Origin of the sequence: Archangium lipolyticum (genome assembly GCF_024623785.1) — a bacterium.
GTDB classification, from domain to species: Bacteria; Myxococcota; Myxococcia; order Myxococcales; family Myxococcaceae; genus Archangium; species Archangium lipolyticum.
On sequence record NZ_JANKBZ010000016.1, the window covers coordinates 163,968 to 182,245 of the forward strand.

Sequence of the window (18,278 nt, forward strand, 5' to 3'; positions counted from 1 at the left end):
GGGTTGGTCTAGTTACGCGCGTTTCCGGGTTCCCGAACCCATTCACACTGACGACGAGAGGTCGAACGATGAAGACGAACCGAGGCGTGCTGTCGGTCCTGTTGGGAGCCACCCTGCTTGCGGGTTGTGGAGCGGAAGGGCCTGTGGAGAAGGAGGGAGAGGGGCAGCTGGGCGAGCCGGTGTCGACGACGGAGCCGAGCGGGGCGCAGGCGCTGGCGGTGGCTGGCTACTGTGACGATGTGACCACCTGGGATCCGGCGTGGGACAGCTTCGAGAGCCAGGTGCTGACGCTGGTGAACCAGAAGAGGGCGGCGGGTGCGACGTGTGGTGGCGTGGCCAAGCCGGCGGTGCCGGCGCTGACGCTGGACACGCGGCTGCGGTGTGCGGCGCGCAAGCACTCGAAGGACATGGGCCTCAACAACTTCATGAGCCACACGGGCTCGAATGGCTCGTCGCCGTGGCAGCGCATGACGGACGCGGGCTACACGTACAGGTGGGCGGGGGAGAACGTCGCGGCGGGCTACGGAACCCCGAGCGCGGTGGTGGACGGCTGGATGAAGAGCTCGGGCCACTGCAACAACATCATGAGCTCGAACTTCAAGCAGCTGGGAGTGGGCTACTACTACGCCCCGTCGAGCACCTATAAGCACTATTGGACGCAGGACTTCGGCCAGCAGTAGGCGGCTGTCGTGGCGCGGGGGCTCCCCGGTGGGCCCCCGTGCCGTGAAGCTCAGGGCGTCACGGTCACGAGCGCGGTCTCGACATCGGAGCGGCCACCGAGAGAGGCCCACGTGTCCCAGAGGTGGCGGAAGCTCGTGAGGTGCGCGGAGGGGTCGAGACACCTGTCGCGGAGGGCCGCGAGGTAGTTGGCCTCGGTGGCGATGCCCGGCCGCTCCTTCGTGTACGAGTGGCCGTGATGCCGGAAGACGTGGCGGAGGTACTCGAGGTGGAACCCCGCCCGTTCGAGCGGATTGCCCTGGGGGCAGCCCATCCGCTCCGGGTCATCGTTCGAGACATCGTAGAAACGCTTGAGCTCGGCGAGCGCCGCTTCGGGATTCCGGGGGACGAGCCTGCGGTGTCCGAGCAACCAGCTCTCGACGCAGCAGTCCGCGACGATGACGTGGACCTGCCCCTGGTAGTGGATGCCCCTGCCGCGCAACTCCCGCGTCGCGTTCGCCAGGATGGACAGCACCTCCTGCCGCCGTTCGGCGGAGGAGAGCTGCTCGGCATCGATGCAGATGAAGAGGTGGTCGGCCCCATGCTGGGCGGAGTCCTCGAGCGCTTTGGGGATGCGCTGGAGATAGGACGGGTAGCCCATGCCGGCGAGGATGAAGAAGGAGCCCGTCGTGAGGTCCGCGGGGTTGTCCACTGCGCGGAACAGGGGGAAGCAGTGGCCTAGCCAGGCCTTGTAGAGCTTCTTCTCGGTGCGCCGGCCCTCGACGAGGAAGTAGAGCTTCACTCCATGCCCTCCTCGAACTCGGGCGAGTTGATGAGCCGGATGAAGTCGTCCTGGGCGGAAGTGCCCTGCAACGCGGCGATCTCCGAGGCGGGCGTGACGCGCACGGTGCTTCCCTTGCGCCGCACGAGCTTCCAATGGGTCTTGGGGATGTTGTTGATGATGTAGGGGTGATGGCTGGTGATGATGAATTGCAGGTCTTTGGCGCGCGACAGGACGAAGTCGGTCAGCGGGCCCATGCAGTTCACGCCGAGGCTGTTCTCGAACTCGTCGATGAGGACCACGGTCCCGGCGGGGGCGAGCATCAGGTCCACGAGGTGGTTGAGCGTGCGCGCCATTCCGGAGGAGATGTCCTGGGATTCGATCCAGGTGGGAACACCTCGCTCCTTGAGTTTGAAGGACAGGCGATCCCGGGGGCCCCCCCTCTGTGTGTATGATTCTCGTTGGTTCACGATGACATCTTCGACGGAGGGGAAGATGTCGATGAAAAGCTGTTTGAACCGCTCGAATTGCTCGACGAAGCCATTCTGCAGCACGAAAGCCTTCACGACAGGCTGCAGGCCAACAAGGCCACGCAATGATTCGAGAGTAGGGAATCTCCTGAGCATGCCACGTGCATTGACGACAATGGATGCAGTGCTCTGTGCGTCCATGACCCGCAGGAAGCACGTCGCGAATGCCTGGCGCAACCGTACGATGGATGGCTCATCCAGGAGTTGAAGGGCACTCTCGGTGCGGTTGAGCGCCGGTAGTTCTCTGCTACCGAACAAGAAACGGTGCGGGTCTCGTTCGACGAGCTGCCCTTCTCCACTGCTGTGGAGATGCTCCGAGAGAACGACCACGTTGCTGTTCTTGGCCGGGGCTCCACCTTCTTCCTCTGGCGGCAGGTCGCGGTCCGCACTGTCGAACTGCCACCTGTAGTGCTGGCCCTCGTGTTCGAAGCAAAGGTCGAAGCGAACGCCCTGATCCGCGTCGGTGGTATCACCATTCCGGCCAAGCATGTAGATCGTGCGGATCGCCATCAGGATTCGCGTCTTGCCCACCCCCGACGCGCCCACGAGGAGGTTGAAGCGGTCCAGGTGCAGGTCGTCCAGCTTCCAGCCGGTCCGCTTGTCCTCGAAGGAGAGACTCTTCAGTCGCATCGTGGTGCTCCGCTCGACCTGTTCTCCAGCCCTTCTAACATCCACGCCTCCCTGTGAAAGAAACGCGGAGGGGCTCCGTTGAGAAGACCGTGGACGCGAGGGCGCGCGTTCACGGCCAGCGCTTGACGGCGTTGATCCCAAGCACTCGCGGCAGGATGATGGCCCCGGGCTTGGAGCCCTCGCCCCAGGGCCATATCCCCTTGCGCGAGAGGACGAAGCACACCGGGAACTTGCGGCCGTCCGGCAGCAGGGCCTGGGTGTAGCGGCCGTAGACCGCGGTGCTCCCGTCGTAGTCGTCCACGAAGCCCGTCGTCCAAAGGTACCCATAGAGCAGGGTCCCCTCCGGTATCTCCGGGTCCGAGTATCTGTCCCGGATGACCCGTCCGAGGAGCGGGCCGTCTCGATAGGTGCCATGCCCAGAACCCACGATGGGTCCGGGTTGGTGGATGTCGATGATGACGTTGACGGTCCCGAGCCCCAGGGGGCTTATCTTCAGTTCCTCGTACATGGCATGCCGGGCCTCTTCGGGACACTCTCCCGGCTCTGGCCTCACCTGGGCGGCGGGGCATCCGAGCCCGGAGGTGGCGCACAGCCAGGTGACGAGGATCCCCCAGAGTGGGGGGCCGTGGGAGGACGCGGTGGAGTCCTGGACGGGGGTGGAAGGAGACACGGGCGAGCTTCCTTTCGGGGTTGAGGGAACGAACACGGCCCGTCCGCAGAGCAGGCCGATGAGACAGAGAACGCCCAGCCCCGCCAGCGGCGCGAGGAGCCGCTTCGCGCTCCAACCTGGGCGCTTGGCGGGAGCAGCCGTCGTTCCAACTTCCTCCGGATGCTTCGCGTCCTCCGGATGTTGCACCTGTACGGCCTCGGGCACTGCATCCTGGTGCAGTGCGATCCTCGCCTGTTTCTCCTCCAGCGTGGCCTCCGCTGGGGCCGCGTCGTGCGGCGTGAGCGGCACTCGCCAGTCGGGGGAGTTGCGCTCTTTGGCGGCGGTCCACAGGGCTTGCAGCAGCGCCGGGGTGTCGGGGTAGCGCGCCTCGGGCCGTTTCTCCAACAGCCGCAGGGTGATGTCGCTGAGGGAGCGTGGTACCCGGGGATTGATGCGGTGGGGCGCGTCCGGAGGGACGGTGGCGATGGCGGCCACCAGCGCTTCGTCTGGCAGCTCTGGGTCGAAGGGGTGCTTGTCCGTGAGCCCCTGGTAGAGCAGCACACCCAGGGCGTAGAGGTCCGCAGCGGTGCCTCCTTGAAACGGCTCGTTGCGCTTCCACGCCTCGGTGCGCGTGTAGGCGATGAGCTCGGGCGGTAGCAGGTGCAGCACGCCCTCGGGCACGCCCAGCGTCTTCGTGAGGGCTCCCGGTAGACGCACGGTGCCGAAGTCGATGAGGAAGGGGCGGCCGTCCTCGCGGCGGATGAGGAGGTTCTCCGCCTTCAAATCCCGGTGGTACACGCCTCGCTGGTGGAGATCTCCCACCGTGCTCACGATCTGCGAGAAGGTATCCACGAGCTCGGCGGCATGAGGGTGCTTCCGCCAGCGCCATTCGTGCCAGGTGTCCCCATCCACGAAGTCGGTGATGAGGAAGGGATAGCCCTTGCTGGGGTTGGGCCAGAAGTCCACCGCGTACACGCGCAGGAGGTTGGGGTGTGAGGAGTACGTGAAGAGGGCCGCTGCCTCGCGTGCCAGCCGCCGCCAGGTGTTTGCTTCCTGTGCCTGTTCGTCCTCCGAGATGTCTTCCGCGGAGTCTGACACGGGACGCAGCATCATCTTCATGGACTTGATACGGCCGTCCCGTTCCACCTTGAAGACGCGGGCCGAGCCTCCCTGACCCAGCACCGAGAGGATGCGCCAGGGCCCCACGGTGTCACCAGCCTGGAGGTGCTCGGGGTGAAGCGCTTCCGTCATGGACCGATCCTCCTAGAGCCTCACTCCATGGATGGGGAGCAGCCGCCCGCCTTCCGCGTCCAGCAACTCCAATAGAAAGGGGGGCGTGCCGGTGGCGGGAATGTCCGTCTCCACGACGACGAGACTGGACTCTCCAGGTTGAAGTTGGAGCATGTCCAGGTGTACCAGCCGCACCTTGACCGGAGTGCCCTCCGCGCTGAAGAGGCGCGCTGAGCCAGGGGTCCAGGGCTTCTGCCCGGTGTTGGTGATCCGGACGGCCACGACGGCCCAGAGGAAAGCCCGGTAACCCGCCCCCCGCCCCGCGGTGAGGCCACTCCTGTTGCCAGGCGGCACTTTCCCCTCGAACTCCTGGGTGCGGATTCCCCGCGAGTCCAACAGCCCCGACGCCACGAGCCCGGCGGGGCCCGCCACCGCGCATCGGGCCCTCATCACCGTGAGCTCCGCCTCCTTCTCGACCAGCTTCACCTCCAGCCCCTCGGGGGGACGCGGCTGGCGCACCAGCTCCACCTCCTTGTCCACCACCGAGGGATGGGAGACGAGCGCGAGGACGGCCTGCCCACCGTCCCTGTACCGCACCCGCATGACGAGCCGCTCACCGGGGCCCGGCGCGACCAGGGGCTCGAAGGCGACGAGCCGCTCGCCCACGTCGAGGAACCGGAAGCGCGTGGCGCGCCCCTCCACCTCCAGGGAACCGCGTTCCAGCGACGCATCGAAGCGCAGATAGGAGGTGACGTTGAGAGCGACCCGGACCTCGGGCACGGGCTCGCCCGGAGCGCTGGGGAGGACGACCTGCCGCCGTTGTTCCTCGCGGAGGGGGAGCTGGGGCTGTGCCGCCGCCCGTGCTCCCATCAGGAGGAAGACGAGCGGTAACCACGGGAAAAGTCGTGCCAGGGGGGAGCACCTCCGGAGTTCACCCTAACAGAAGTCGGACAGGGCACCGGAAGTCCCTTGCTCGAACCAGGAGCGCGCACTGGGGACCCTCCGGTCGCGAGTTGCGCCAACTGGTCCGACCATCGGACCAGTTGAGCGGATTCGCGCCCGGACCCCGGCCTGTCGGGTGGAGCCGTGCGGGGTGGGCCGTCAGCTCCGGGCGGGTGAGGCCGTCCCCGGACGCGGATACCCGACGAGGAGACACACGATGGGATGGGCGACCGAGGCCATGCGCGCGCTGGCGAGGGGGGAGCAGGTGACGATCCGGCCACGAGGGGGCTCGATGAGGGGGCGGATCGAGGACGGGCAGCCGGTGACGCTGGGCCCGGTGGACCCCGGGGAGGTCGAGGCCGGAGAAGTGGTGCTGGTCCGGTGGAAGGGGGGAGTGCTGCTCCACCTGGTCAAGGAGGCCACGCGGGAGCGGCTGCTGATCGGCAACAACCTGGGCCGGGTGAATGGCTGGGTGAAACGGGAGGCGGTCGTCGGGCGCGTGGTGAGGGTCCACCCGCGTTGAGGGACTCGCGCGGGGCTCAGCGGCCCTGTTCGGCCGCGGCGGAGCAGCAGTGCTGGCAGCGGCGGCGGTTGAGCCCATGGGCGACCACGAGCACGGTGCCGCCAGCGAGGGTGACGCCCGTCTCGGCCAGGCCCTCGTGGAGGACGGACTGGGCGAGCACCAGCAGGGCCAGGCCCGTGGCTCCGAGCGTGGGGATGTACCAGTCGCGGTGCTGGCGGAAGCCGGTCACGAAGCTGACCCCGCCGACGATGACGGCCAGCAGCACCACGCCGAGGTGGATGGGTGTCTCTTCCAGGGACTGGCCCATCATCGACGGCAGCAGACCCAGCACCAGGGGCAGGAGCAGACAGTGGGCCATGCACAGCAGCGACAGCCCCTGGCCCCACGCATCCCAGCGCCCGACTCCGGGGAATGTCTTGTCCTGCCCGCGCGCCGGGAGCTCGTGCCTCATCGGCCCGCCTCTTAGCTGAGATTCGATGGCAGGAGCAATCCTGGTGCGAGCCGGAGGCCCGCGAGAGTCCACTTCCAGCCTGGTGGCTGGTGTATCCAGGTTGCAGGAGAAAACCCGTTTCCTCTTCCTGGAAATCGAGGCCAGAGCGGCAATTCCGAGCGGAAAATCACGGGCCCTGAGTGTTGAGAGGTTTTCATTCGGGGAGCCCGTCAGTACCTTCGCCGAGGGTCCGGCCCGGAGGGGGGGACCTGGAACGCCACGCAACCTGAAAGGACGGAGCGTCATGAGCCACACCCATTCTCACGCCTCGCACGATCACCAGCACACCAGCGGCTGCGGCCACACCGCGGTGCAGCACGGGGACCACGTGGACTACCTGCACGAGGGGCACCTGCACGGGAAGAATGGCCAGGAGTGCAGCATCGAGGCGAACGCGGTGAATCCCGCGAAGTGCACGCCGCAGCACGCCTGCGCGGACCACGCGAAGGACCACCAGCACGGCCCGAAGTGCGGCCACGAGGCGGTGCCGCACGGTGACCACGTGGACTACCTGGTGGGGGGCCACCTGCACCACCCGCACGGTGGGCACTGCGATGACCACGGCGCGCTGCGCGTGGTGAGCTGAGCCCGCTCCCGGGCGCGCCTACTCGAGCGGGGCGCGGTGGGAGCAGCTCGCGCCGTCGCGGCACTCGGGGCCGTGGACGTGCGGCGAGGGGAGCACGAGGAGGGGAGCGCGCGCCTCGTGCTCGTGGGAGCAACCCGGGCCATGGACGTGGGCCTGGGGGAGCCGGATGAAGGAGCCGCGGGCCCCAGGGGCGGGGGGTGCATGGCCGTGGTCGTGCCCGCACGAGGGCCCGTGGACGTGCAGCTCCGAGAGCTTGTCGCCGGTGGGCGCGGCGCCCTCGCCTGAGTCCGTGCCGGGCAGCAGCTGGATGAGGAAGCCGCGCGCGCCCTGCCGCAGCAGCGAGGCGAGGAAGAGCGCGCCGAGCAGCACCAGCCCCACCCACTCCAGGAGGCCCTCATGGTCCGCGTGCGGCTCGTGGGCGAGCCCCGCCTGCGGGGGGAGCAGCGCGTTGAGCGCGAAGCCCAGGAAGATGGAGGTGAGGGCCACCACGGCGCCGAAGGCGAGGGTCACCTTGCGGCCATGGAGCCGGGCCATGACGGCGAAGGTGGTGACGTTGGTGGCGGGGCCGGTGATGAGGAAGGCGAGGGCGGCGCCGGAGGACAGGCCCTTGTGAAGCAGGACGGCCACGAGGGGCGTGGCCCCCGAGGCGCACACGAAGCTGGGCACGCCGAGCAGGGCGAAGAGGGGCACGTCCACGCCGGGAGGCAGGCGCGAGAGCCACTCGGCGGAGAGCAGCGGCTCCACGAGGGCGGCCATGCCCAGGCCGACGAGGATCCACGGGGCGGTGTGGTCCACCGACTCGACGAGCCCCTCGCGCAACCCCAGGGCGAGCCGCTGGCGCAGGGGGAGGGAGGGGGCCGGGGTGGAGGAGGCCGGGGAGGAGGAGTCGATGGGGGCGGGAAGGAGGCGGCTGACGAGGACGCCGGAGAGCAGGGCGACGACGAAGGCGCCGCCGAGGCGGGCGAGGGTGAGGGGCCAGCCGATGAGGGGGACGGAGACGAGGAAGGCGCTCACGCCGATTTCGGGCGCGGCGACGAGGAAGGAGAGGGCGGCGGCGACGGGGACGCCCTTGCGGATGAGGCCGCGGTAGACGGGCAGGACGCCACAGGAGCAGAGGGCGAGGGGCAGGCCGACGATGGTGCCGCGCAGGGCCTGGGAGAGGGAGGAGCCGCGCTTGAGCCAGCCGAGGGAGGCCTCGCCGAGGAAGGCCTGGAAGAGGCCGGTGAGGACGTAGGCGGCGAGCAGGGCGGGGGCGGTTTCGAGGGAGAGGTGGAGGAAGGTGGTGCCCGCCCCGAGCTCCCCGGGCTGGGTGCCGAGCATGGGGTGGGCGCGGGAGATGAGGAGGAGCATCGCCACGGCGGCGAGGGCGCCGAGGCCGCTGGCGAGCCGCTGGGAGGGGGCCTCGAGGGGGGGGCCGGGGCGGCCGCCGCGGAAGAGGGCGGGGAGGAAGGCGCCGGCGGAGAAGGCCTGGAAGAGGGCGGCGGCGCGGAGGGAGTCGGGACCGAGCACCGAGTCCCCCCAGCCGAGGCCGGCGGCGCCGAGGAGGGCGACGGAGCCCAGCACGGCGGTGGCGCCGAGGGGGCCGGCGACGGGGCGGACGAGCCACCACAGTCCCATGCCGAGGGGAAGCCGGTGGAGGACCACGGCGAGCAGGGCGAGCGGCTCACCGCCGGTGCCGTGGAGGGAGAGGGCGCGACCCTCGAGGGTGGCATGGACCGCGAGCCCGGCGACGGCGAGCACCAGCCCGGCGATGGAGGGCAGGCGCCGTGCGAGCCCCAGGGCCAGGCCCAGCCCGAGGGTGGCGACGGCGAGGGCGCCCGGTCCGGCGAGGGAGAGACTGTGGGGGAGGATGTGGACCAGCACCATGCCGCCGAGGGCGACGAAGACGAGTCCCTCCAGGGCCGCGCTGGCCACCCTCCGGCCCTTCACCATCGCCTCCACCAGGGGAGCCAGCACCCACACCGCCAGACTGAGGGGAAGCGTCATCGCGGTCTTCCTCGCGAATCAGGAGAGAACCGAGAGAATAGCTTTTGTCGGGTTGTAGCTGCAACCGGGTGGCGGCGGGAGGGGAGCGTCAGTGAAGCTGGAGGGTGCGGACCATCTGGTCGACGACGTCCTTGTGGAGGGAGTAGTCGAGACCAGGGACGTCGAGGGTGCCGACGCGGACGAGGGCATTGGGGCCGGCGGAGACGGCGTAGACGTACTCGCGGGTGCCAGGGGGGAGGAAGGTGGACTCGTCGGTGGTGCGCAGCTCGAGGAGGACGGCGGGCTGACCGGCGAGGGTGACACGCTCCTGCTGGAGGACGTCGTAGCCGGGGCCGGTGTTGCCCTGGATGAATTCCTGGAGGGAGAGGGGCTCGCGCTTGACGGAGACGGCGAGGGGAGGCTCCTCGGTGCCGGGCTGAACGGTGAAGGGGGAGGGGTGGAAGAAGCGGCAGGGCTCGATCTGCCCGGGGGAGTTGGCGATCCACCCACTGGGGTAGGCGATGGAGTAATCGCTGGTGGGGTTGTCACAGCGGACGAAGCGGGAGCCAGGGGCGAGACTGGAGCGGGAGCATGCGGAGAGGGAGAGGGCGGCGAGGGGGAGGAGCCACCACGAGGAAGGGAGAGGGGTGCGCATGAACATCTCCTGGGCCCGGAGGCCACACGAGGAGAAGGTCGGACGCGGTGTGGCGCGGGGAGGAAGAGAGTAGCGGAGGAGAGGGGGCGGACATGGCCCGAGTCGAGAGCTGGGGGGAGGAACGGGCGAGTAGCGCACACTGCGGGGAGGGGGAGGACGACCCTAGGGTGTGAGGTGGGGGAGGGGGCTGGAGACGAGCATGGAAGAGAGGAAGGAGCAGCAGGCGAGCGGGTCGATCCTGGCGGAGCTGCTGACGCAGGGGAGGAGGGTGGCGAGAGCAGGGGCGAGGAGGGCGGAGGAGGAGCTGAGGGAGAACGCGAGGGATGCGGCGAAGGGGAGCGCGCTCTTGGGGGCGAGTGCGTGGATGGGGATGACGGGATTGAGCGCGCTGGTAATCGCGGTGGCGATGGCGATGCCGAGGAATCCAGTGAAGGGGGTGGTGTGTGCGGGGTTGGGGCTGTTGGGGGGTTCGGTGGCATTGGGCCTGCTGGGACTCAGAACACTTCCAGAGCAACCGCTGACCCAGACGAAGCAGGCGTTGAAGGAGGGAGCTGGGGTGCTGAAGGAGAACCTCACCTGAGCATCAACCCCTCTCCCTCTGGGAGAGGGACGGGGTGAGGGTATAGGGGAGACCCGAGTTGGATCCGCGAGACCGTTGCCGTGGACGGAGAGCGATTCCAGACAGTTCGAGAGGAATCAGGTTCACAACTGAAAGCCCACGAAACGCGGTAATTGTGGCCCCCCCAAGTGCTCTCTAGGGTCGAGAGTCCTCGGAGCCGCGAGAGAGCGCGGAGCGCGAGGGCTCTATGGCGTGGATCTTCACACCTCGCGCGAACACGGTGGCCCGGGTGGTCGCGGCGGGGCTGCTGAGCACCCCGGTGCTTGGGGTGTTCGGGGTGTGGCTGTACGCGAGGAGCCCGCTGGCGCAGAACATGAGGCAGCCGGTGGGGCAGCCGGTGCAGTTCGATCACCGGCACCATGCGGGGGACGAGGCGATCGACTGCCGCTACTGCCACGGGACGGTGGAGGTCTCGTCGAGTGCGGGGTACCCGTCGGTGTCGACGTGCCTCAACTGCCACGCGCAGATCTGGAACCAGAGTCCGCTGCTGGAGCCCGTGCGTCAGGCCTACTTCGCGGACCAGCCGATTCCGTGGCGTCGAGTGCACGACCTGCCGGACTTCACGTACTTCAACCACGCGATCCACGTGAACAAGGGGATCGGGTGCGTGACCTGCCATGGGCGTGTGGACCTGATGCCATCGATCGAGCAGGTGCAGCCGTTGTCGATGGGGTGGTGCCTGGAGTGCCACCGGAACCCGGGGCCGCACTTGCGGCCACTGGAGACCATCACCTCGATGCGCTGGGAGCGCGGAGAGGGAGACCCATCGGCGGAGGAGCTGGCGCGCCGCTACGACGTGAACCCGAGAACGAACTGCACGACATGCCACCGCTGACCGACCGCTACCCACTGCCGGTGCTTCAGGAGCCGCCGCAGGCGGGGGGAGACGAGCGCCCGCGAGCGTGGCGCAGCCTGGAGGAGTGGAGGAACGCACCGGAGCTGGAGCAGGCGGCGGCGCGAGAATTCCCACCGGGAGCGGCCGAGCCCCCGAGAGGCCTGGCGAGGAGGAGCTTCCTGCGGCTGGCGGGGACGACGTTGGCGTTGGCGGGGCTGGCGGCGTGCAAGAAGCCGGCGGAGAAGGTGATGCCGTACACGCACCAGCCGCCGGACGTGAAGCCGGGGATACCGAACGCATACGCGACGGCGTGGACGGTGGACGGCTACGGGGTGGGGCTGGTGGTGACGAGCTGGGAGGGGAGGCCGACGAAGGTGGAGGGGAACCCGGACCATGCGGCGAGCCTGGGGGCGACGAACCACGTGGCGCAGGCGCTGCTGGTGGACCTCTACGACACGACGAGGGTGAAGGGGGTGAAGCACGGGGGCGGCTCGCGGTCCTTCAAGGACTACCTCGAGGCGCAGGTGGAGCGGGCCCGAGGGCTGGAGACGAACGGAGGCGAGGGGCTGTGGCTGCTGTTGGAACCCTCCACGTCACCGGCGAGGCGCGAGCTGCTCGAGCGGATCCGCCAGCGCTACCCGAGGGCGAGGGTGGAGACCTACGACGCACTCTCCCGGGACAACGTGCACGAGGGGGCGAGGCTCGCGTTTGGCCGGCCGCTGGAGACGCGGGTGCGGTACGACGAGGCGCGGGTGGTGCTGTCGCTGGACGCGGACTTCCTGGCACGGGGCCCGTTCTCGGTACGAGAGGCACGAGAGTGGGCCGAGTCGCGAGCGCCGGAGCGCGAGCGGATGAGCCGGCTGTACGTGGTGGAGTCCCAGCACAGCGTGACGGGGATGAACGCGGACCACCGGGTGAGGATGAAGCCCTCGGAGGTGGAGCGCTTCGCGCTGGCGGTGCTGGGCGAGCTGGCACGGACCCACAAGTTGCCCACACTGGAGCGCTTCGGGGAGTTGGAGCCCGGCTGGCCGGAGAAGGCGCGAGAGGTGCGAGCGGTGGCGGCGGACCTGGCGCGAACCAGGGAGCGCGCGGTGGTGGTGGCGGGAGAGAGACAACCGCCGAGGGTGCACGCGGTGGCGCACCTGCTCAACGCGGCGCTGGGGAGCCAGGGTCACATCATCACACTGCACGAACCCGCGGTGGACGGGGTGCGGAGCGGACCCCAGGTCCTGCGCGAGCTGGCGGAGGCGGCGAGCGCGGGGCGAGTGGACACGGTGGTGGTGACGGCGTTCGACCCGGCCTACACGGCGCCGGTGGGAGTGACACTGGGGGCGGCGCTGAGCGCGGTGCCGAACGCGGTGTACCTGGCGTACCGGGAGGACGAGACGGCGAGGAAGTGCGCGTGGGTGCTCCCGGCGGCGCACGTGATGGAGAGCTGGGGTGACGCGAGGTCACTCGATGGAACGACGAGCATCATCCAGCCGCTCATCCAACCGCTCTACGGAGGGCTGACGGAGCTGGACGTGCTCTCGCCATTCGCGGGAGTGGCGGATCAAACGGCATACCAGTGGGTGAAGGCCCACCACGCGAGACAGCGGGGCGGAGCGGGCCCGGTGTTCGACGACACCTGGGACCAGTGGCTGGCGGTGGGAACGATTCCAGACACGGCGCGGCCTGGAGTGACGGCCACGGTGGACGCGGGAGCGGTGGAGGCGAGCGTCCGGGCCTTCACGAGCAGACCTTCACAGGGGCTCGAGCTCAACCTGCTGCCCGGCTACAAGGTGCGGGACGGACGCTACTTCCACAACGCATGGCTGCAGGAGATGCCGGACCCGCTGACGATGTTGGCGTGGGGGAACGCGGCGCTCATGAGCCCGCGAACGGCCGAGCGCCTGGGGCTGGAGCCAGGAGACAAAGCCAGACTGACGTTGCGAGGCCGCTGGGTGGAGGCACCGGTGTACGTGCTGCCTGGGCACGCGGACGACACGGTGTCGCTGGAGCTTGGCTGGGGGCGGGAGTGGCTCGATGACAGCATCGAGAAGCCGGGGACGCTGGGGGTGAACGCGTACCTGCTGAGACACGCGGACGCACCGTGGTTCGCGGACGGGCTCCAGGTGGAGAAGGTGGAGGGCAAGGGGCGCTACGCGACGTCACAGGACCACTGGTCGATGCACGGGCGGGAGATCGCCATCCAGGACAGGCTGGAGGACTTCGAGAAGAAGAAGGCGCACTACCTCGGGCACCTGAAGGGGGACGTGGAGAAGCTGTACGACCCGTTCAAGTACGGGGAGCCCTACCAGTGGGCGATGGCGGTGGACCTGAACCGTTGCATCGGGTGTGGGGCGTGCGTGGTGGCGTGCCAGGCGGAGAACAACATCCCGGTGGTGGGGCGCGAGCAGGTGGAGCGCGGGAGGGAGATGCACTGGCTGAGGGTGGACCGGTACTTCGAGGGCCCGCCGGAGCAGCCCCAGGCGATTCCGCAGCCGATGATGTGCCAGCACTGCGAGGCGGCGCCGTGCGAGTACGTGTGCCCGGTGAACGCGACGGTCCACTCGGACGAGGGCCTGAACGAGATGATCTACAACCGCTGCGTGGGCACGCGGTACTGCAGCAACAACTGCCCGTACAAGGTCCGGCGGTTCAACTACCTCGACTACAACCCGAGGGTGGACGAGCTGGAGAAGCTGCGCATGAACCCGGACGTCACGGTGAGGATGCGCGGGGTGATGGAGAAGTGCACGTACTGCGTGCAACGGATTGAACGGGCCCGGATCGATGCGCGCAAGGCGCGCAAGCCCATCGACACGAAGTCACTCGAATCCGCGTGCGCGCAGGCGTGCCCGACGGAGGCGATTGTCTTCGGCTCGCTGCACGAGGAGGACGCGGAGGTCTCGAGACGGCACCGGGACGTGAGGCACTACGCGGTGCTGCACGAGCTGGGGACGAGGCCGCGCACGGCGTACCTGGCGCGCATCAAGAACCCGAACCCGGAGCTCGAGCATGGCTGAGCAGGCTTCGGAGACGCCGACGAAGGACCCACTGGAGCCCGTGCCGCTCATCGAGGGGGCGCAGAGCGCGGAGAGCCTCACGGCCTCACTGCTGAGGCCCATCGAGCGCAAGCCGGGACTCATCTTCTGGGCGCTGCTGCTCCTCACTCTGGGAGGAACGGGACTCTTCCTGCTGGCCGTCACGGTGACGCTGGTGAGGGGGATCGGGGCATGGGGCAACAACATCCCGGTGGCGTGGGCGTTCGGGATCATCGACTTCGTGTGGTGGATTGGCTTTGGCCACGCGGGAACACTCATCTCGGCGATCCTGGTGTTGTTCCAGCAGAAGTGGCGGGCGTCGGTGAACCGGTTCGCCGAGGCGATGACGCTCTTCGCGGTGATACAGGCGGCGCTGTTCCCGGCGCTGCACATGGGGAGACCGTGGGTGGCGTACTGGCTGGTGCCGTACCCGAACACGATGCGCATCTGGCCGAACTTCCGCAGCTCGCTGCCGTGGGACATGGTGGCCATCACCACGTACTTCACGGTGTCGCTGCTGTTCTGGTACCTGGGGCTGCTGCCGGACCTGGCGGCGGCGCGCGACCGTGCCACCACGCCGAGGAGACAGTTCTGGTACGGGGTGTTCTCGCTGGGGTGGACGGGCTCGGCGAGACACTGGCACCACTGGCGGGCGGGGTACCTGCTGCTGGCGGGGCTGGCGACGCCGCTGGTGCTCAGCGTGCACACCATCGTGAGCTTCGACTTCGCCATTGCGCAGGTGCCGGGGTGGCACTCGACCATCTTCCCGCCGTACTTCGTGGCGGGAGCCATCTTCTCGGGCCTGGCGCTGGTGCTGACGCTGCTGCTGCCGGTGCGAGGCTCACTGGGACTGAACCACGTGATTACGGACAGGCACGTGGACATCCTGTGCAAGCTGCTGCTGGTGACGGGGATGATGGTGTCCTACGGCTACCTGCAGGAGCACTTCTTCGCCTGGTACAGCGGGGACGAGTACGAGATGGCGTCGTACGCGGACAAACGCACGGGCACATGGGCGTGGCTGTTCTGGTTCCAGATGTTCTCGAACGTGCTGTTGCCGCACGTGTTCTGGTTCGAGAAGGCACGGAAGAACCTGGTGGTGGTGTGGTTCGCGGCGCTGGCGGTGGACGTGGGCATGTGGGTGGAGCGCTTCACGATCATCGTGCCGTCGCTGGCGCACGACTTCCTGCCGAGGAGCTGGGAGGGGTACTCGCCCACGTGGGTGGACCTGAGCCTGCTGGGCGGTTCCATGTGCTTCTTCGGGCTGTTGTTCCTGCTGTTCCTGAAATTCATCCCCTCGGTGTCCATCACGGAGGTGAAGGAGCTGCACCACGAGCTGAAGGAGGAGCTGGCGGCGAAGGAGGAGCGGGAGCGCACGGAGAGCCCCCTGAGGGAGAAGGAGGCCTGAGAGATGCGCTACTGGGTGGTGGGAGAGTTCGGCTCGGGGGCCGAGGCGAAGAAGGCGCTCGGGAGGCTGCGCGAGCTGGGGCACGCGCGGGAGAAGCTGGATGCCTTCACGCCCTACCCGGTGGAGGGAATGGACGAGGTGTTGGGGCTGAAGCCCTCGCCCATCCGGGGCTTCGCGTTCGTGGCGGGGCTGAGCGGGGCGGCGCTGGGGTACGCGGTGCAGTGGTGGACGAACGCGGTGGACTGGCCGCTCAACGTGGGAAACCGCCCGTTGAACGCGGGGCCGGCGTTCATTCCCATCACGTTCGAGACGATGGTGCTGTTCGCGGCGCTGACCATCTTCTTCGGGCTGATGTGGCTGTTCCGCTTCCCGAGGCCGCACCATCCGCTCTTCGAGCTGGAGACCTTCCGGACGGCGTCCACGGGAGGCTTCTGGGTGAGCGTGACGACGGAGCGGCGGGAGGAGACGGAGGCGCTGCTGAGCGCCCTGCGTGAGCTGAAGGCGCGAAACACCTCGGTGGTGGAGGAGGCGCAATGAAGCGACTCCTCCTGACGGTGACGGTGACGGTGACGGTGACGGTGACGGTGACGCAGCTGCTGTCCGGCTGCTCGGTGGACTGGCAGGGCTGGGCGGGGATGAAGGATCAACCCAAGGCGCTGCCGTACCGGGAGAGCGAGTTCTTCGCGGACGACCGTGCGATGCGCCAGCCGCCGGCGGGGACGGTGCCGAGGGACAGGAGGGGGAAGGACCGGTTCTTCCTGCTGGGGAAGGACGGGCCGGATGGCGGCTTCGTGGAGGGCAATCCGCTGACGCTGACGCGGGAGGTGGTGGAGAGCGGAGGGGAGTCGTTCGAGGTCTACTGCGCGGTGTGCCACGGCATCCTGGGGGACGGGAGGGCGCAGGTAGCGCGGAACATGGGGCTGAGACAGCCGCCGTCGCTGCTGGACCTGCCGCCACATCCGGACGGCTACTACTACGAGGTGATCAGCCGGGGGTTCGGGCTGATGCCGGGGTACGAGGACAAGCTGACGCCGGAGCAGCGCTGGGCGGTGGTGGCGTACGTGAGGGCGCTGCAGGGGAGCCAGAGGGCGAGGCTGGAGGACGTGCCGCCCGAGGCGAGACCCTTGCTGTTGAAGGAGGGGACGCCGTGAAGGTGATGGAGCGCTTCACGGGAGGGAGGGTGCCGATGCTGGCCGCGGCGGCGGTGGGCGCCGTGGGGCTGGCGGTGACGGGGTGGGGCTTCGCGGTGGACACGAGGAGGGCGTTCTTCGGGTACCTGTTCGCCTTCGCGTACTGGGCGGGGCTGGGGGTGGCGTCGCTGGTGTTGCTGGGGACGTGGCAGGCGTCGAAGGCGCGGTGGCCGGTGGTGCTGCGGCGCATGCTGGAGACGATGGCGGGGACGCTGCCGCTGTTCGCGGTGCTCTTCGTTCCCCTGCTGGCGGGGGCCAGCCACCTGTACCCGTGGATGGATCCGCACCTGGCGCTGCCGGAGAGGGAGCTGAAGAAGCTGGAGCACAAGCGGGCGTTCCTGAACCTGCCGTTCTGGGCGGTGCGCTCGGCGGTGTACTTCGGGGTGTGGATCGCCGCGAGCGAGCTGTTGCTGCGCTGGTCGCGGAAGCAGGACGAGACGGGGGAGTTGCGGCTGACGAAGTGGCAGAGGTGGCTGGGGGCGGGGGCGCTGCCGGTGGTGGGGCTGGCGATGTCGTTCGCGTCGTTGGACTGGCTGATGTCGCTGGAGCCGCTGTTCGTCTCGACGGTGTATGGGTTGTATTGGTTCGCGGGGGCGTTCGTGGGGGTGGTGGCGATGCTGACGCTGGCGACGACGCTGGCGCGGGGGCCGAACCTGTATGGGGAGCTGGTCAATGACTCGCACCGTGCGAGCCTGGGGAAGTTCCTGCTCGCGTTCAGCGTGTTCTGGGCCTACATGGCGTACAGCCAGTTCTTCCTGATCTGGATCGCGGATCTGCCGCACGAGGTGCCCTGGTACATCCTGCGAGCGAGGGGGGCGTGGGAGCCGGTGGCGCTGTTCATCGTGAACGCGCGCTTCACGGTGCCGTTCCTGGTGTTGCTGTCGAGGCCCTTCAAGAGACACCGGCGGACGCTGGGGGTGATGGCGGGGTGGCTGTTGTTGGGGCACGTGGTGGACACGTGGTGGCTGGTGATTCCGGTGGTGAGCCCGGGGGAGGTGCGGGTGCACTGGGCGGACGTATCGGCGTGGCTGGGAGTGGGAGGAGCGGCGGTGGCCTTCACGCTGTGGAGGCTGCGAGGGTACGCGACGGTGCCGGTGGGGGACCCCTACCTGCACGAATCCCTGGGGTACGACGAATGAGCACCGGGGACGAGTCCAAGGTGGAGTGGGAGACGCCGCCGCGAGCGAGGGACGCGGTGAGCGGGAGGCTCATCAGCGGGGTGATCGCGGGAGCGTTCATCCTCTTCACGTTCTTCGTGGTGAGCGCGTGGGCGCAGTTGCAGGAGCGCGGGAAGAACCTGAACCCGGCGGGCCCATCGGAGCCCCCGGAGCTGGGCAGGGCGGAGATCAACATCGTCAACACGGGGCTGTTCCAGCTGGACACGCGGGCCTACGAGGAGACGAACGAGCAGCGGCGGAAGCTGCACGAATACGGGTGGGTGGATCGTGACGGGGGGGTGGTGCACATCCCGATCGATCGGGCGATCGAGCGAGTGGTGGGCGAGCAGCAGCGGCGGGACGGAGGCGGGAGATGAACGGGGGAGACACCGCCCACGCGGGCAC

At 68.6% G+C, this 18,278-nt stretch carries 18 protein-coding genes; 11 read left to right on the plus strand and 7 right to left on the minus strand.

What is annotated here, in order from left to right; all coding sequences use genetic code 11:
- Positions 1–68: 68 nt before the first annotated feature.
- Positions 69–680 carry a CAP domain-containing protein gene (locus NR810_RS30325; protein WP_257457847.1) on the plus strand — a complete coding sequence of 204 codons (612 nt, stop codon included), beginning with the start codon at positions 69–71 and terminating at the stop codon, positions 678–680.
- Between the two features lie 50 nt (positions 681–730).
- Here the strand turns inward: NR810_RS30325 and NR810_RS30330 are convergent, their stop codons facing one another.
- From NR810_RS30330 to NR810_RS30345, 4 genes are all read right to left on the minus strand, one after another.
- A complete protein-coding gene (locus NR810_RS30330; RefSeq protein WP_257457848.1) occupies positions 731–1,459 on the minus strand; it encodes a hypothetical protein in 729 nt (242 codons plus the stop codon).
- Positions 1,456–2,598 (minus strand): AAA family ATPase, encoded by a 1,143-nt coding sequence (locus NR810_RS30335; protein WP_257457849.1) that lies wholly within the window; start codon positions 2,596–2,598, stop codon positions 1,456–1,458. The genes NR810_RS30330 and NR810_RS30335 overlap by 4 nt, the downstream gene beginning before the upstream one ends.
- A gap of 109 nt (positions 2,599–2,707) precedes the next feature.
- Complete coding sequence (locus NR810_RS30340; RefSeq protein WP_257457850.1) at positions 2,708–4,498, minus strand: serine/threonine protein kinase; 1,791 nt, start codon at positions 4,496–4,498, stop codon at positions 2,708–2,710.
- A 12-nt stretch (positions 4,499–4,510) separates the two neighbouring features.
- Complete coding sequence (locus NR810_RS30345; protein ID WP_257457919.1) at positions 4,511–5,389, minus strand: DUF2381 family protein; 879 nt, start codon at positions 5,387–5,389, stop codon at positions 4,511–4,513.
- Between the two features lie 247 nt (positions 5,390–5,636).
- On the opposite strand from NR810_RS30345, the gene NR810_RS30350 reads away from it, so the two are divergent.
- Positions 5,637–5,942: a S24 family peptidase gene (locus NR810_RS30350; RefSeq protein ID WP_257457851.1), complete on the plus strand. Its 306-nt coding sequence runs from the start codon at positions 5,637–5,639 to the stop codon at positions 5,940–5,942.
- Positions 5,943–5,958: 16 nt separating this feature from the next.
- Here the strand turns inward: NR810_RS30350 and NR810_RS30355 are convergent, their stop codons facing one another.
- Positions 5,959–6,393: a MerC domain-containing protein gene (locus NR810_RS30355; protein WP_257457852.1), complete on the minus strand. Its 435-nt coding sequence runs from the start codon at positions 6,391–6,393 to the stop codon at positions 5,959–5,961.
- Positions 6,394–6,676: 283 nt separating this feature from the next.
- Between NR810_RS30355 and NR810_RS30360 the strand changes: the two genes are divergently transcribed.
- Positions 6,677–7,018, plus strand: a complete 342-nt coding sequence (locus NR810_RS30360) for a hypothetical protein (protein ID WP_257457853.1) — start codon at positions 6,677–6,679, stop codon at positions 7,016–7,018.
- Positions 7,019–7,036: 18 nt separating this feature from the next.
- Here NR810_RS30360 and NR810_RS30365 read toward each other — a convergent pair whose 3' ends face one another.
- Complete coding sequence (locus NR810_RS30365; protein ID WP_257457854.1) at positions 7,037–9,004, minus strand: permease; 1,968 nt, start codon at positions 9,002–9,004, stop codon at positions 7,037–7,039.
- Between the two features lie 88 nt (positions 9,005–9,092).
- Complete coding sequence (locus NR810_RS30370; RefSeq protein ID WP_257457856.1) at positions 9,093–9,638, minus strand: hypothetical protein; 546 nt, start codon at positions 9,636–9,638, stop codon at positions 9,093–9,095.
- Between the two features lie 199 nt (positions 9,639–9,837).
- Here NR810_RS30370 and NR810_RS30375 point away from each other — a divergent pair, with 199 nt between their 5' ends.
- From NR810_RS30375 to NR810_RS30410, 8 genes are all read left to right on the plus strand, one after another.
- Positions 9,838–10,218, plus strand: a complete 381-nt coding sequence (locus NR810_RS30375) for a phage holin family protein (protein WP_257457857.1) — start codon at positions 9,838–9,840, stop codon at positions 10,216–10,218.
- Positions 10,219–10,444: 226 nt separating this feature from the next.
- Positions 10,445–11,092, plus strand: a complete 648-nt coding sequence (locus NR810_RS30380; protein ID WP_257457858.1) for a cytochrome c3 family protein — start codon at positions 10,445–10,447, stop codon at positions 11,090–11,092.
- Positions 11,080–14,100, plus strand: a complete 3,021-nt coding sequence (locus NR810_RS30385) for a TAT-variant-translocated molybdopterin oxidoreductase (protein ID WP_257457859.1) — start codon at positions 11,080–11,082, stop codon at positions 14,098–14,100. The genes NR810_RS30380 and NR810_RS30385 overlap by 13 nt, the downstream gene beginning before the upstream one ends.
- Positions 14,093–15,526: an NrfD/PsrC family molybdoenzyme membrane anchor subunit gene (gene nrfD / locus NR810_RS30390; protein WP_257457861.1), complete on the plus strand. Its 1,434-nt coding sequence runs from the start codon at positions 14,093–14,095 to the stop codon at positions 15,524–15,526. Before NR810_RS30385 ends, nrfD begins: the two co-directional genes overlap by 8 nt.
- 3 nt (positions 15,527–15,529) lie before the next feature.
- On the plus strand, positions 15,530–16,063 hold the full coding sequence (locus NR810_RS30395; protein WP_257457863.1) for a DUF3341 domain-containing protein: 534 nt from the start codon (positions 15,530–15,532) through the stop codon (positions 16,061–16,063).
- The gene (locus NR810_RS30400) at positions 16,060–16,677 is read left to right on the plus strand and encodes a c-type cytochrome (protein WP_257457865.1); all 618 of its coding nucleotides are present in this window, start codon (positions 16,060–16,062) and stop codon (positions 16,675–16,677) included. The genes NR810_RS30395 and NR810_RS30400 overlap by 4 nt, the downstream gene beginning before the upstream one ends.
- A gap of 5 nt (positions 16,678–16,682) precedes the next feature.
- Positions 16,683–17,855 (plus strand): hypothetical protein, encoded by a 1,173-nt coding sequence (locus NR810_RS52235; RefSeq protein WP_306818644.1) that lies wholly within the window; start codon positions 16,683–16,685, stop codon positions 17,853–17,855.
- A complete protein-coding gene (locus NR810_RS30410; RefSeq protein ID WP_257457866.1) occupies positions 17,852–18,250 on the plus strand; it encodes a hypothetical protein in 399 nt (132 codons plus the stop codon). Before NR810_RS52235 ends, NR810_RS30410 begins: the two co-directional genes overlap by 4 nt.
- The last annotated feature ends 28 nt before the right edge of the window (positions 18,251–18,278 follow it).

Coding starts and splice junctions, on each gene's coding strand:
- NR810_RS30325 (WP_257457847.1), top strand. CDS start 69: ATGAAGACGAACCGAGGCGTGCTGTCGGTCCTGTTGGGAGCCACCCTG.
- NR810_RS30335 (WP_257457849.1), bottom strand. CDS start 2,598: ATGCGACTGAAGAGTCTCTCCTTCGAGGACAAGCGGACCGGCTGGAAG.
- NR810_RS30340 (WP_257457850.1), bottom strand. CDS start 4,498: ATGACGGAAGCGCTTCACCCCGAGCACCTCCAGGCTGGTGACACCGTG.
- NR810_RS30350 (WP_257457851.1), top strand. CDS start 5,637: ATGGGATGGGCGACCGAGGCCATGCGCGCGCTGGCGAGGGGGGAGCAG.
- NR810_RS30355 (WP_257457852.1), bottom strand. CDS start 6,393: ATGAGGCACGAGCTCCCGGCGCGCGGGCAGGACAAGACATTCCCCGGA.
- NR810_RS30360 (WP_257457853.1), top strand. CDS start 6,677: ATGAGCCACACCCATTCTCACGCCTCGCACGATCACCAGCACACCAGC.
- NR810_RS30365 (WP_257457854.1), bottom strand. CDS start 9,004: ATGACGCTTCCCCTCAGTCTGGCGGTGTGGGTGCTGGCTCCCCTGGTG.
- NR810_RS30370 (WP_257457856.1), bottom strand. CDS start 9,638: ATGCGCACCCCTCTCCCTTCCTCGTGGTGGCTCCTCCCCCTCGCCGCC.
- NR810_RS30375 (WP_257457857.1), top strand. CDS start 9,838: ATGGAAGAGAGGAAGGAGCAGCAGGCGAGCGGGTCGATCCTGGCGGAG.
- NR810_RS30380 (WP_257457858.1), top strand. CDS start 10,445: ATGGCGTGGATCTTCACACCTCGCGCGAACACGGTGGCCCGGGTGGTC.
- NR810_RS30385 (WP_257457859.1), top strand. CDS start 11,080: ATGCCACCGCTGACCGACCGCTACCCACTGCCGGTGCTTCAGGAGCCG.
- nrfD (WP_257457861.1), top strand. CDS start 14,093: ATGGCTGAGCAGGCTTCGGAGACGCCGACGAAGGACCCACTGGAGCCC.
- NR810_RS30395 (WP_257457863.1), top strand. CDS start 15,530: ATGCGCTACTGGGTGGTGGGAGAGTTCGGCTCGGGGGCCGAGGCGAAG.
- NR810_RS30400 (WP_257457865.1), top strand. CDS start 16,060: ATGAAGCGACTCCTCCTGACGGTGACGGTGACGGTGACGGTGACGGTG.
- NR810_RS52235 (WP_306818644.1), top strand. CDS start 16,683: ATGGAGCGCTTCACGGGAGGGAGGGTGCCGATGCTGGCCGCGGCGGCG.
- NR810_RS30410 (WP_257457866.1), top strand. CDS start 17,852: ATGAGCACCGGGGACGAGTCCAAGGTGGAGTGGGAGACGCCGCCGCGA.